Source organism: Paraburkholderia agricolaris, from assembly GCF_009455635.1.
GTDB lineage: Bacteria > Pseudomonadota > Gammaproteobacteria > Burkholderiales > Burkholderiaceae > Paraburkholderia > Paraburkholderia agricolaris.
Genome location: NZ_QPER01000001.1, coordinates 4,154,974 through 4,168,214, shown reverse-complemented (window position 1 = coordinate 4,168,214; position 13,241 = coordinate 4,154,974). Strand labels below are relative to the sequence as shown.

The 13,241-nt window shown below is 60.1% G+C and carries 15 protein-coding genes; 8 read left to right on the top strand and 7 right to left on the bottom strand.

The annotated features are described in order from the left end of the window. The first annotated feature begins 33 nt into the window (after window positions 1-33). Together GH665_RS18280 and GH665_RS18275 are read left to right on the top strand one after the other, a co-directional pair. Entirely contained in the window at window positions 34-3,498 is a 3,465-nt protein-coding gene (locus tag GH665_RS18280; RefSeq protein ID WP_153137281.1) for an RHS repeat-associated core domain-containing protein, read from the top strand. A gap of 15 nt (window positions 3,499-3,513) precedes the next feature. Next, a complete protein-coding gene (locus GH665_RS18275) occupies window positions 3,514-3,900 on the top strand; it encodes a DUF4279 domain-containing protein (RefSeq protein WP_153137279.1) in 387 nt (128 codons plus the stop codon). 52 nt (window positions 3,901-3,952) lie between these two features. Here the strand turns inward: GH665_RS18275 and GH665_RS18270 are convergent, their stop codons facing one another. Both GH665_RS18270 and GH665_RS18265 read right to left on the bottom strand, forming a co-directional pair. Further along, on the bottom strand, window positions 3,953-4,189 hold the full coding sequence (locus GH665_RS18270) for a SymE family type I addiction module toxin (protein WP_153137277.1): 237 nt from the start codon (window positions 4,187-4,189) through the stop codon (window positions 3,953-3,955). A 100-nt stretch (window positions 4,190-4,289) separates the two neighbouring features. Continuing rightward, window positions 4,290-4,472: a hypothetical protein gene (locus GH665_RS18265; protein WP_153137275.1), complete on the bottom strand. Its 183-nt coding sequence runs from the start codon at window positions 4,470-4,472 to the stop codon at window positions 4,290-4,292. A 285-nt stretch (window positions 4,473-4,757) separates the two neighbouring features. Between GH665_RS18265 and GH665_RS39660 the strand changes: the two genes are divergently transcribed. The 4 genes from GH665_RS39660 (at window position 4,758) to GH665_RS38780 (ending at window position 6,850) form a co-directional block, all read left to right on the top strand. After that, window positions 4,758-5,294, top strand: coding sequence for an RHS repeat-associated core domain-containing protein (locus GH665_RS39660; RefSeq protein ID WP_153138581.1), 537 nt, complete (start codon window positions 4,758-4,760; stop codon window positions 5,292-5,294). Beyond that, window positions 5,210-5,701 carry a hypothetical protein gene (locus GH665_RS18255; RefSeq protein ID WP_153137273.1) on the top strand — a complete coding sequence of 164 codons (492 nt, stop codon included), beginning with the start codon at window positions 5,210-5,212 and terminating at the stop codon, window positions 5,699-5,701. Before GH665_RS39660 ends, GH665_RS18255 begins: the two co-directional genes overlap by 85 nt. Window positions 5,702-5,873: 172 nt before the next feature. Beyond that, the gene (locus GH665_RS18250; RefSeq protein WP_153137271.1) at window positions 5,874-6,398 is read left to right on the top strand and encodes an RHS repeat-associated core domain-containing protein; all 525 of its coding nucleotides are present in this window, start codon (window positions 5,874-5,876) and stop codon (window positions 6,396-6,398) included. Continuing rightward, window positions 6,395-6,850, top strand: coding sequence for a hypothetical protein (locus GH665_RS38780; RefSeq protein ID WP_167530885.1), 456 nt, complete (start codon window positions 6,395-6,397; stop codon window positions 6,848-6,850). Before GH665_RS18250 ends, GH665_RS38780 begins: the two co-directional genes overlap by 4 nt. On the opposite strand, the gene GH665_RS39550 is transcribed toward GH665_RS38780, so the two are convergent. Beyond that, window positions 6,753-6,998 carry a SymE family type I addiction module toxin gene (locus tag GH665_RS39550; RefSeq protein ID WP_343038757.1) on the bottom strand — a complete coding sequence of 82 codons (246 nt, stop codon included), beginning with the start codon at window positions 6,996-6,998 and terminating at the stop codon, window positions 6,753-6,755. The two genes, GH665_RS38780 and GH665_RS39550, sit on opposite strands and share 98 nt — an antisense overlap. Window positions 6,999-7,460: 462 nt before the next feature. Between GH665_RS39550 and GH665_RS18240 the strand changes: the two genes are divergently transcribed. Then, window positions 7,461-7,988 (top strand): RHS repeat-associated core domain-containing protein, encoded by a 528-nt coding sequence (locus GH665_RS18240; protein WP_153138578.1) that lies wholly within the window; start codon window positions 7,461-7,463, stop codon window positions 7,986-7,988. A 191-nt stretch (window positions 7,989-8,179) separates the two neighbouring features. Beyond that, window positions 8,180-8,398, top strand: a complete 219-nt coding sequence (locus GH665_RS38945; RefSeq protein WP_217361888.1) for a hypothetical protein — start codon at window positions 8,180-8,182, stop codon at window positions 8,396-8,398. A 268-nt stretch (window positions 8,399-8,666) separates the two neighbouring features. On the opposite strand, the gene GH665_RS18230 is transcribed toward GH665_RS38945, so the two are convergent. The 4 genes from GH665_RS18230 to GH665_RS18215 form a co-directional block, all read right to left on the bottom strand. After that, the gene (locus GH665_RS18230; protein ID WP_246216244.1) at window positions 8,667-9,521 is read right to left on the bottom strand and encodes an FkbM family methyltransferase; all 855 of its coding nucleotides are present in this window, start codon (window positions 9,519-9,521) and stop codon (window positions 8,667-8,669) included. A gap of 165 nt (window positions 9,522-9,686) precedes the next feature. Continuing rightward, window positions 9,687-11,297 (bottom strand): FMN-binding glutamate synthase family protein, encoded by a 1,611-nt coding sequence (locus GH665_RS18225; RefSeq protein ID WP_153137268.1) that lies wholly within the window; start codon window positions 11,295-11,297, stop codon window positions 9,687-9,689. Window positions 11,298-11,435: 138 nt separating this feature from the next. Next, entirely contained in the window at window positions 11,436-12,581 is a 1,146-nt protein-coding gene (mnmA, locus tag GH665_RS18220) for a tRNA 2-thiouridine(34) synthase MnmA (protein ID WP_153137266.1), read from the bottom strand. A 134-nt stretch (window positions 12,582-12,715) separates the two neighbouring features. After that, window positions 12,716-13,198 carry an NUDIX hydrolase gene (locus GH665_RS18215; protein WP_153137264.1) on the bottom strand — a complete coding sequence of 161 codons (483 nt, stop codon included), beginning with the start codon at window positions 13,196-13,198 and terminating at the stop codon, window positions 12,716-12,718. Window positions 13,199-13,241 lie beyond the last annotated feature (43 nt).

Below are 13,241 nucleotides of genomic sequence, written 5' to 3'. Positions count from 1 at the left end.
CCGGGTTCCTTCCCCAGTCTCTCCCAGATCCTTATGCACGCCATCGATGCCCTCACGGCGCGTCGGGTCCTCCTGCGCCCGTTCGTGCTGTTCTTCTTCGTGCTGCTGTCGTGGTTTGTCACGCCGCACGCGCATGCTGTCGAGTGTCCCGGCCGCTACGCGGCGTCCGGCGCGTATCCTGCCGATCCGATGTGCCCGCTCAAGGCCGCGGCCGCTGACTTCGGCGGCATGGGCGGCTACGTCTGTGGCGATCCTTCGGTGATCGCGAGCTATTGCAGCGGTCCGTCGGCTACCGACACGACCGAACCGGTTTCGCCCGAGGGCAGCATGCCGGACGACCCGGACAACTGCGCGGCCGACGCCACTGCCGGGTGCGGCAGCAGCACGTCGGGCGGTGAGCCCGTCAACCTGTACACCGGCCAGTTCTACTTCTTTCGCCACGATCTGGCGGTGACCGACACGCTGCCGCTGGATCTTGCCCGCACCTACCGTAGCGGTGCCTACGACAGTAGCGGCCGGCCGCTGGTGGGCGCGTTCGGTGTCGGCGGCGGCCTGGGCTTCGACACGATCCTCGCGATGAGCACGGACCGCCAGCGCCTCGAACTTCGCCAGGCCACCGGCATCCGTGTGCCGTTCACGCCGCGCGCGGGCAGCGGCGGCAAGGGCTGGGACGATCTGACCAGTCCCGGCGAGTACTACCGTGCCCGCATCGACGCGGCCGGCACGACCGGCCTGACGCTGACGCTGCGCGATGGCCGCATCCAGCGCTTCACGTCGATGGGCGGCGTGTACCGCCTGAGCCGTCTCGAGGACCGCAACGGGAATGCTGTCGTGATTGCCCGTGACAGCAGTACGGGTGCGATCACCAGCGTGAGCGGCCCCAATGGCCGCACGCTGACGTTCACGTCGATCGTGGGGGCGCGCGGCACGCCGCTCATTTCGCGCGTGACCGACCCGCTGGGCCGCCAGGTGAGCTACACGTACGACAGCGCGGACCGTCTGGTTCAGGTGAGCGACGCAGCCGGCGGCATCTGGAAATACGGCTGGGACAGCAACTCACGCCTTGCAGTCATCACCGACCCCGAGGGCAATCTCCAGGTCGCCAGCACCTACGACGACAACGATCGGGTCATTGCCCAGAAACTCGCGGACGGCAGTACCTTTGCGTTCGCCTACACGCTGGGCGGCGGCAAGGCCACGCAGACCGACGTGACCGACCGGCGCGGCAGCATCCGCCGCGTGGAGTTTGACGCAAACGGACGGGTGGTGCGCAATACGTATCCGCTGGGTGACACCGCGCAGCAGGTGCAGACCTTCACGTACGACGCGACGGGCCGGGTGACGAACCTGGCGGCAGGCGATCGCCAGTACACCTATGGCTACGACACGAACGGCAATCGCATCAGTGAGGCCGATCAGTACAGCACGCTGCACACGCGCACCCATGACGGCTACAGCCAGGTCCTGACGGACGCGGAAGCGGGCGATCCGCAGCGGGGCGTGGCCACCGTCTACACGTACGACGCGAAGGGCAACCTGCTGACGGTCACTGACCGGCTCGGTAAGCGCACGACTTTCACGGTCGACGCGCAGGGTCGCGTCCTGACGGTGACCGATGCCTTGAAAGGCGTCACACGTTACACCTATACCGGCGGTGACCTGACGGCTGTCACCGATCCGCTGAACCGCACCACGCAGTACACGACGGATGCGGCAGGCCGTGTGACGGCGGTGCAGGACCCGCTGGGCAACAGGACGAAGCGCACACTCGACGCGCTGGACCGCACGACCGATATCACCGATGCACTGAACGGCGTGACCCGCTTCACGTGGGACCGTAACGGGCACCTGCTCAGCCAGAGCGACCCGAAGGGGGTGACCACGCGCTACACCTATAACGCGATCGGCCGTCCGGTGAGTAAAACCGACCCGCTGGGCCACAGTGAGACGTACACGTGGACCAGTGCCGGGCAACTGGCCAGCGTGACCGACCGCAAGGGGCAGGTCACTACATACAGGTATGACGCGGCGGGCCGCCTCACGCGCAGGGAGTTGACGCCCCCCGGCGGAGACCGTCCGATGCGCACGCAGAACTACGGCTGGGACGCGGTGACCGGGAAATTCCAGATCACGTCGCAGAGTGCCTGGAAAGATCCGTACTTCACGGACAACGCTGCGGTGCTGATGGTTAAACGCGATCCGGTCAGCGGCAAGGTGGCGGACGTGCAGGAGTTCCCCAATCTGCCGGGGCACCAGACACAGCAGTTTGGATATGCCCAGGACAGCCGCGACCTGACGCGTGTGGTGCTGAACGACGCGACAGTAGACTACATGCGCGACGCGGAACACCGGATCACGCAGGCGCAGTACACGCTAAACGATGAAGCGCCGAAGACATTTACCTTTGCCTACGACGCCCTGGGCCGCCGGTCGAAGGCGACGCTGGGCAATGGCATTGCGATTGCCTACACGTGGGACGCCGCCGGCCAGCTGACCGGGATCACATACGGCAGGAGCGACGGCACAACGATTGGCACACTGACGTACACCTATGATGCGGCCGGCCGCCGGACCGGCATGGGCGGCTCGCTCGCGAAGACAACACTGCCGCAACCGGTCGCTGACGCGCAGTACAACGGCGCGAACCAGCTCACGCGTTGGGCGGGAAAGACGTTCACCTATGACGCGAACGGCAGCCTCACCGGCGACGGTGTGAATCGCTACGGCTGGGGCGTGACTGGCGAGTTCAGTCAGATCGACAGCGCCGACGGCAGCAGTATCCAGTACCAGTACGACGTGCTGGGGCGCCGCAAGCGGATGATTGCGAACGGCAGCAGGACGACGGACTACCTGAACGTGGGCGACGATCTGGCGATCGCGAACACGGACAACGACTGGTCGCACCGGCTGCAGCAGTTCCCGCTGTTCATCGAGGGTGCGCCGGACGAATTGCTGATGCGGCGCAATGGTGATGATCCGGCAACCGACCGCTACGTGTTGCGCGACGCGAACAACAACGTGATTGCGCCGACCGATGCGGGGCAGAACATCGTCACGCAGTACCGCTACGAGCCTTACGGACAGACGACGCAGAGTGGCGCAGCGGATGCGAACCCGCAGCAGTACACCGGGCGGGAGAATGACGGGACGGGGTTGTATTACTACCGCAATAGGTACTACAGTCCGGCGACCGGACGATTCATCAGTGAAGACCCTATAGGCTGGGCGAGTGGGCAGACGAATGCGTATGCTTACGTCAACGGCAACCCGGTGCAGTTCAACGATCCATACGGTCTACATAAAGGCGACCAATGGTACGGGTACAACGATAAGAATTTCCGCGATTGGGTGCATGGCATAAAACAGGACGAAGGTATCCCGGGTCCAGTTAATTTCACTAAGCCCATGCTTGACGACTTCTGGAACCAGTGGAATGGCGAAGGTTGTCCGGTGGGGAAGGGCGGCAAGAGCGGCAAAGGCGGCCGGTCGCGGTATTAACTTATTGGATGAAACATGTCAGCTTGCGCGCGGACCTACGTAACGCTTTGTATTTATGGATCTGATGCCGATGCGATGAATCGCATGGCGGACGAGATAAAAATTTCCCCGACCAGAACCAGCAATAGGAACGGTCTTCTTGGCTGGTTCTTCGACACCAAGGAACTCGACTCCGTCGACGTCGCGGATCATTTGGATCTTATACTGCGAGAGTTGGAAACGTATGGCGTTGACATGAAAAAGATTAAGGAGATGGGCTGCTGGTACCGAACTTACTGCTTCTGGTCTTCCGTTTCGGGAAATGGTGGCCCTGCGCTTGGGCCGAAGCAGATGGCGGCACTGGCATCGCTGGATATGGAGTTGCACTTTGATTTGTGGTTTGACCCGCCGGAAGAAGAGTAGCTGTGGCGGGATTGTGAATTGCAGAAGGGCCGCGTGAGCGGCCCTTCTGTATTTAAAGCGGTGTGATGATGAGCTTCTGGTGCTCGACGGTGATGCGCACGCGGGATCGTGGTGTGAAGCCGGCGGTCTCGATCCATCGGCCGGAGAGCTTCATCCACGGAAAGAGGGGTGGCGTCTTGCGCATACGGAGGGGCCTGCGGGCCTCCTTCTGATAGCGCCAGGATTCCTGGATGGTGACGAACCGTTCGGTGACGGGTGGCGGTGGTGCTTTGTGATTGGCGTCAGCCATGATCGACTCTCCTGATAAGAGTGGGTGGTGGTCAGCGGGCGGTGAGTGTTAGCGCACTCATCGCCCGCGCTTCGTTTACGGCGTTACATCCCCTTCCTTACTACTGCTGCGCCTGCGCGAGCACGGCTTCGAGCATCTGCGCGACGAACTGCTGTTTCGCTTTGGGCAACTGCGCAATGGCTTCGATGTGCTTCTGCCATCTGGGCATGGGGCCGCGTTTGCGAGGTGAGCTATCGGGCTCGCCGAACAGCTCCTCCAGCGAAACCGACAGGGTTCGCGCCACGACCGGCAGCGCCGAAACAGGGATGCGCCTGCGCCCTACCTCAGGCGGGCGGGGAAGCTACCCAAAGGGCAGGCTGATTACTACGCTGGCCGGCTGAATCTGGAAATCTGAGGCGTTACGCGGTAACGCCGGCCATGCGCCTGTTACCGCGTAACGACCCTGAAGTTGTACTTGTTTCGAGATACGAATCAATCGAGAATCGCGTCTGGAAAAAATTCTCTGCTGGTGAAGTCGATACGCGGCAAAGCTTTGCCGGCTAAGGGGAAGCGGCCCATGTGAGGGCGGATTCGCGTCGGGACGTTTGTTTACTACCGGAACCGGTATTACAGTCCGCAGACGGGCAGGTTCATCAGTGAGGATCCGATAGGCTACGCGAGTGGGCAGACGAACGCGTATGCTTATGTGGGTGGGAACTCGGTTCAGTTCAGCGATCCGTCGGGGTTGCAGTTTGCTGGTGGCGGTTCTCTTACGCCGGGTCCATATGTACCAGGTGGCGGGTTCGGACCGAGGACGCCTGGGTCTGGTTCGCAGGGGCTTGACGACTGGTTAAGCAACCCCTCTGGCGGAACCTTTGCGGACAGCAACGCTGATGATCCTGTTGTTTATCCGAATAATCCTGACGAGAGTGCAGAAAGATTCAAAAACATTCCGGGGACGCCCGGTAAGCAGTGCCTCGATGGCTCCGTTTGGGAACGCGACAAGTCGGGTCATGGTAATCGCGAGGGCGACGGTAGTCAGTGGAAGCGCTGGCCGAACAGGAAATCGTGGGAAAACGGAAGAACTCCCCAGAGCATCTGGCCCGATGGCCGGATTCGAAAATGATGGACGGAACACACATGTCATTCAAATTTGAGGATTTGCTCAGTCGGGCACTCGCAGAATGGCCAGCGGAAATTGATGTGCATTCTTTGCGGAGGAGCAAGCCTGAATCGGGGCTATATTCGATCCGCGGTCTGTATGACATGGCGGACGTTCGTGAGAGTCGATATATAGGTTCGCCGGAGGAAACCATCATGCGCAATTTGCATACCGCTCTGTACGAAGTTCTGCACGGGGCGGCAGCATACGTGACGCGAATCAGGCTATCTGAATTGCGACCTGAAGCTGTTCGGGTTCGACTGGAAAGACGTATTCGAGAATACCTGGACGCACCGGAAGATTGCAGACCCCAAGACATCGAGTTAGGCAAGCGCTACTTTGCTGAGAACGAGGGAGGTGGCACGGGCTAGTCCCTAGCTTTGAGGCTATCAACAGTCAGACACCAGAAGGGCCGCGTTTGAGCGGCCCTTCGTTTATCTACTCTTGCTCGGGCGGACCAGTGGACTTTGGGCGGTCACAGCCAACCGGAGGTAGGTACGTTCAACGAATGTAGCTACGACGCGCTTGCCCAACTGCAAACCGATGAGTGTCGGCGCAGTACCGATGTTCTACTACCGGAACCGGTATTACAGTCCGCAGACGGGCAGGTTCATCAGTGAGGATCCGATAGGCTACGCGAGTGGGCAGACGAACGCGTATGCTTATGTGGGTGGAAATCCGATTCAGTCCAGAGATCCGTTCGGCCTCGCAAAAGTGATGCCGGGAGGGCTTATCGATGACGGTGCATCTTGCAAGCCGTTGATCCCCCCGCCAAACATTGACGATAACGGCTGCATGGCGACAGGTGGCGGCGTCAGTATTTGTATCGGTCCGGGTACTGTGCGAACCGTTGCTAGCACTCTTGCGGAGCAATTGGCGCTTGATGCGGCAAAAGCCGGAGCAGGTGAACGTATTATGCAAGGGCTAATCAACGACTCAAGATATCCAGGGGACGTTTGGGCAAAAATGCAGTACGTTCATCCTGATGCGCAGACTGGGAAGAACATTGTTATTCACTATTGGAACAACCTGGTGACAGGCGTTAGCGAAGGGTTCAAGTTCAAATGAGCAAAGTGTTTGACGTCGTTCACGCCGAAGCCCTGCGAGTGCTGGGCCTCCTTGATGATCAAGGATTGATAGAGATGGCGTCCCGTGCGCTACTTGAGGGAGACCGTAGGGATGCTGTTGTACAGCTTGCAATTTGCACGAGCGACGAGGCCGGCGAAATTCGCAAGTTGTTCGGACAGATACTATTGGAAGTGGGCATCGAGGGAATGCTGACAATTGATGCGCTTAGGCATTACGCGAAGCGGATTTCGGAATCCATTCTGACTGGATCGGTGTCTCCTGTAGATGGTGCAAAAGCCATATGGCGGGCAAGTCTCGGCGCGAATTTGATTGACTTCCACGAAGTGGATAGTTTTATCTATGCCGCAAGTGAGGCCGATGACCGGCCTTGGGAGAGGGACTTCTTTGAAAGAGCCATTGTTGATGAGGCGAAGCGATGGTGTAATCCTTGAAATTGCCTGATGCATGACAGAAGGGCCGCGTTCGCGGCCCTTCTGCATTTAGCGGCGTAATGATGAGCCGCTGGCACTCGACGGTGATACGCACGCGTGATCCGGGTTCAAAGCCGGCGGTCTCGATCCACCTTCCGGGGAGCTTCATCCACGGAAAGGTGGCCGGCTCCTTGCACATATGGAAGGGCAGGCGTGCCGGCTTCTGATACCGCCGGGATTCCTGGATGGTGACGAACCGTTCGGTGGCGGGCAGACGTGCTTTATGATTGGCATCAGCCATGATCAACTCACTGTATGAGTTGGTGGTGGTCAGCGGGTCGTATGGGTTGCCGCCCATGCGGCCCGCGCCTTTACTGCGTTACTTCCCTTCCTGCTTCTAGCGGCTTGCGCCGGAGCCACGCCGTGCGGCTGGCCGGCTGAATCTGGATATCTGAGGCGTTACGCGGCAACGCCGGCCATGCGCCCGTTACCGCGTAACGACCCTGAAATCACACTTGTTTCGAGATGCGAATCAATCGAGAATCGCGTCTGGAAAAAAATTCTCTGGCCCGCGAAGTCGATACGCGGAAAAGGCTTGCCTGATAAGGGAAGGCGGGCCGCGTGAGGGTGGATTCGTGTCGGGGCGTTTGTTTACTATCGGAATAGGTGCTACCACCCCGCAACGGGCAGATTCATCAGTGAAGACCCGATAGGCTACGCGAGTGGGCAGACGAATGCGTATGCTTATGTAGGCGGGAATCCGGTTTCGTACAGTGATCCGTCGGGCCTGCAGGTACCGTTCCCATACACGCCGGTCCCACCGCCGCCGGGCGCAGGGTCAAATACACCGTCCTGGGGTTCTCCGCCGTGGGGTGCTCAGGGGGCTAGCGACTGGATCAGGGATACCGTCGGCGGGATATTTTCAAACGGTGGCGCTGATGATCCTGTTGTTTATCCGAACAATCCGCAAGAAGCACCGGGGAACTTTGAACCTATTCGTGGAACGCGCGGAAAAAAATGTCTTGATGATGGTTCTGTTTGGGAGAAAGACACCTCGAGCCATGGCGGAGACCAATGGAAGCGGTGGAAGAACGAGAAAGACTGGAGCAAAGGAAGGACGCCAAATAGTATTTGGCCTGACGGACGCATTCGAAAATGAGGGAGGTCGTAACGGTGTCGTTAAAATTCAATGTCTTGCTAAGACGCGCTCTCCTCGAATGGCCCGAGGTAGTCGACCTGAGCGTACTGGTTCGACACGATCCGCTATCGGATCGCTATTCAGTTAAAGGCTTGTACGATTTGTCTGATGCGAGGGAGGCGCACTATATTGGTTCGACAGAGGAAATTATCATGCGCAACCTGCACAATTCAATCTTCGGCGTGTTGCACGAAGCCGCGTTGTGTGTCAGTCGAATAAGGCCGGCCGATCTTAGGGAAGCTGCTATTCGTGTTCGATTTGAAAAGCACTTAAAGAATTGTATGGAGATGCCGGAGCTTCGGTTCTTGCCTGCTGACATCGAACTGGGCAAGCGCTACTTTGCTGAGAACGAGGGGGGTGGCACACGCTAGTCCCTAGCTTTGAGGCTATCAACAGTCAGGCACCAGAAGGGCCACGTTTGAGCGGCCCTTCGTTTATCTACTCTTGCTCGGGCGGAGCGGTGGGCTTTGGACGGTTATAGCGAACCGGAGGTAGGCACGTTCAACGAATGCAGCTACGACGCGCTTGCCCAACTGCAAACCGATGAGTGTCAGCGCAGTACCATTTGTCCACTACCAGAATAGGCGTTACAGTCCGGCGGCAGCAAGATTCATCCGTGAAGACCCCGAGCAGCCATTGTCAACCACTCGCCCCGCTCCCACCCACCAACATATGCACGGACGAATCCGTCACCTCCACAAACCCCTCGATCTCCATCTCCAGTTCCCGCGGTAGCGCGAGCATATTGCACGACACCACACGGTCGTAAATATTCTCCGCGCGCCCAAAGAAATTCCCAGGATTGAATAAAGGCGGCAAATGCCACCACATCCGATAGTCCTTCGCCCACAACCATTCGATCAACGCCTGCGAACGATCGCGCTGGTCGTTCTCCACGTAAATCACCGGCCGCGAGCGGGCGATGGTTTCCTCCGCCCCGTGCAGCGCGTTTAACTCGAACCCCTCCACATCGAGCTTCAGCAAGCCGACCGTATGCGAGCGCAGCACATCGTCAAGCCGGACGCATGGAACCGGAATCGTGTTTGCCGCGGCCTCGGTCTGCATCGACACGGCGCCAAAGTTGCCCGGTGCGTCGTAGTCGGGCCGCGCAAAATGCAGTGTGCCCGCACTCGCCCCGCACGCATACGGCCACGCCAGAACATTACGCAAACCATTGGCCGCGAGATTCGCACAGAGGTTCTGAAAGATCACCGGCTGCGGCTCGAATGCAACCAGCACCTGGCGTCGCGCCAGCGCCTCGCGAGCCAGCATGACGGTATGCACGCCGATATTCGCGCCGACTTCCACAACGATCCCCGGTTGCACCAGTAACTGTCGCAGTACGGCGGATTCCAGCTCGCAGCACTCGCCGTATTCGATGAGCGCCCGGCCTAGATAGAAGTCGTTGGGATTGGCGAGCATCCAGCCGTGACGGGTCTGGACAAGTTGCGTATGAGCGGCAAGCGGCAGCGGAGCAGAAGGGGATGTAAGCATGAACATTAAGCGGGTGCAGAAGATCCGCCAATGTACGGTCCGTCACAGCAGATGTATATAAGACGGGTTCCTAAGGATTCTTATTTTTCTGAAAGAAATCCCCGCCAAAACCTAAGACTCAGGCGGCGATCGGTTCAATAAGAGCCCACCGCCGCCACAACCGGCTTACGTCGCGGCCAATTCAATCTTCGGCGCAAACGAATCGCTTTGCGCCATAGGCCAATATTTCTCGTACAGCGTGTAGCGATAGTTGCCGTTCAGCAAATCGTTCGGATCGAGATACTTCAACAGCTCGGACATCAACTGCACCTCATGCGACGACACGCGCCGCACGATGTGATGCGCGCGCAGCTCCGCCGGATGCTTGAGCCCCGCGGCCTGAATGATTTCCTTCAGCGCATGCAGCGTGTTGTGATGGAAGTTGAACACGCGATCGGCCTTGTCCGGCACGACCAGCGCACGTTGGCGCACCGGGTCTTGTGTCGCGACGCCCGTCGGGCAGCGGCCGGTGTGGCAGGTCTGCGCCTGGATACAACCGACCGCGAACATGAAGCCACGCGCCGCGTTGACCCAATCCGCACCGATCGCCAGCGTCTTGGTGATGTCGAACGCGGTGATCATCTTGCCGCTCGCGCCAATGCGAATGCGCTGACGCAGGCCGATGCCCACCAGCGTGTTGTGCACCAGCAGCAAGCCTTCCTGCAACGGCACGCCGACGTGGTCGGTGAATTCCAGCGGCGCCGCACCCGTGCCGCCTTCCGCGCCGTCGACCACGATGAAGTCCGGCAGAATGCCCGTCTCCAGCATCGCTTTCGCAATGCCGAAGAATTCCCACGGATGCCCGATGCACAGCTTGAAGCCGGTCGGCTTGCCACCGGACAGTGTGCGCAAGCGGTCGACGAATTCGAGCAGGCCGCGCGGCGATGAGAATTCGGAGTGGGTGGCGGGCGAGATGCAATCGCGGCCCATCGGCACGCCGCGCGTTTCCGCGATCTCGGGCGTGATCTTGGCGGCCGGCAGCACGCCGCCGTGGCCGGGCTTCGCGCCTTGCGAGAGCTTCACTTCGATCATCTTCACTTGCGGCTCGGCGGCCTGCTTCGCGAACTTCTCCGCGCTGAAGGTGCCGTCGTCGTTGCGGCAGCCGAAGTAACCCGAAGCGATTTCCCAGATGATGTCGCCGCCATGCTCGCGGTGGTATTTCGACATCGAGCCTTCGCCCGTGTCGTGCGCGAAGTTGCCTTTCTTCGCGCCGAGGTTCAGCGCCATGATCGCGTTCGCCGACAATGAACCGAAGCTCATCGCGGAGACGTTGAAGATCGACATCGAATAAGGCTGCGCACGGTCGGGTCCGACGACGATGCGGAAGTCGTGGCTGGCGATCGTGGTCGGCGCAAGCGAGTGGCTGATCCATTCGTGCGCGACGGCCTTGACGTCGAGTTCGGTGCCGTACGGGCGGCTATCGACGTCGTTCTTGGCACGCTGATACACGATGCTGCGTTGTGCGCGCGAGAACGGTTTCTCGTCGGTGTCGTCCTCGACGAAATACTGGCGGATTTCCGGGCGGATGAATTCGAATAGAAAGCGGAAGTGGCCCCACAGCGGATAGTTACGCAGAATCGCGTGGCGTTGCTGCGTCAGATCGAACAGGCCGAGCGCGACGAGCGCCACCGGCACGATGATCCAGAACCACGAAATGTGATGCGCCGCGGCGAGCGCCGCACAGGCTGCGAGCAGAATGACTGCGCACCACATTGCCAGATAACGTCGAGAAAGCATGGGGACTCCAGTGCAGTGGGAATCGTCGCGGAGGGATCGTCGACGCGCTCGGCGCAGGCGGAATCAGCCGCGAAGGGAAACGAACGACTGCTTGTTATTGGGAAGCCGGCTCAAGGGAATCTGGCTCAAACTCGCAGGTCAACGGGCGGTTAGCAACGCTGCCTGTTGCGCCTCGCGCACCGTTGGTTGCCCGGTCACCGCGTGTTCGATGATGCCGCCGCCGAGACACACGTCGCCATCGTAGAGCACCGCAGATTGCCCCGGTGTGACAGCCCATTGGGCGGCGTCGAAATTCAGCTCGAAGAGGCCTTCGCCGACACCAGCCGCGCTGAACGAGCAACGCGCATCCGCTTGCCGATAGCGGGTTTTCGCACCGCATGCGAAATCTTCAGCCGGCGGTTCACCCGCGACCCAGCTCGTATTGCCCGCGCTCAACGTATGACTCAGCAGCCACGGATGGTCATGGCCTTGTGCGACATACAGCGTATTCGACGCAATGTCCTTGCCGGCAACGAACCACGGCTCGCCGCTGCCGTCCTTACTGCCGCCAAGGCCGATGCCCTTGCGCTGCCCGAACGTGTAGAACGCGAGGCCGATGTGTTCGCCGATCACTTTGCCGTCGGGGGTTTTCATCGGGCCCGGTTTGGTCGGCAGATAGCGGTTCAGGAAGTCGCGGAACGGCCGTTCGCCGATAAAGCAGATGCCGGTCGAATCCTTCTTCTTCGCATTCGGCAGCGCGATCTGTTCGGCGATCTCGCGCACTTTCGTCTTGGGAATTTCGCCGAGCGGAAACAGCGTCTTCGACAATTGGGCCTGGTTCAGCCGATGCAGGAAATACGACTGGTCCTTCGTATGATCGAAGGCCTTCAGCAGTTCGAAGCGGCCGTTGTTCTCACGCACGCGCGCATAGTGGCCGGTCGCGATGGTTTCCGCGCCGAGCGACATGGCGTGATCGAGGAAGGCTTTGAACTTGATTTCGGCATTGCACAGCACGTCGGGATTCGGCGTGCGGCCGGCCGAGTATTCGCGCAGGAATTCGGCGAACACGCGATCTTTGTATTCGGCGGCGAAGTTGACCGCTTCGACGTCGATGCCGATCAGGTCTGCCACCGAGACGACGTCGATCCAGTCCTGCCGGGTCGAGCAGTACTCGCTGTCATCGTCGTCTTCCCAGTTTTTCATGAACAGGCCGACCACGTCGTAGCCCTGTTCCTTCAGCAGCCACGCGGTGACGGACGAATCGACGCCGCCTGACATGCCTACTACGACTTTCTGCTTGCTCATAAGGTGCTCACTGGGTACTGCGTGACTTCATGGATCGTGGGTGACCGTGTTACTTGCCCGCCTGCCTGGCCGCTCGTGACGGATCCGGCTTGTTTGACGGGTTAGGCCGTGGGACGTCTGTTGCTGCCTGCCTACTATGCCTGTTTGTGCCCGACCGAATGCGTGTGCACGAAATCAAGCGGGAAACGCCGCCCCGCGAGGTAGTCGTCGAGACATTGCATGACGAGCGGCGTGCGATGCCGTTCAGGGCAGGCGCGCAATTCGTCGGCGCTCATCCACAGCGTGCGGACAATGTCGGGATCGAGAGCGCGCTCTGCATCCGCTCTGCCGCTCGTGCCGCAATAGGTGAAGCGCAGATACGTCACGCCCTCACTGCCGGGTCGCTCGAAGTGCGTCATATACATGCCGACCAGCGCCTCGGGCGTGAACGGATGCGCGGTTTCCTCGAGCGTCTCGCGGATGACCGCTTCCACCAGCGTTTCGCCCGCTTCCAAATGGCCGGCGGGCTGATTCAGGCGCAGGCCGTCGGCGGTATGTTCCTCGACGACGAGAAAACGCCCATCACGCTCGACGATGGCCGCAACGGTAACGTGCGGCAGCCAAGTTTCCGGTTTCATGGGTGCGCATTTTACCGTTTATAGGCTTGGGCTGCCGGGAAGC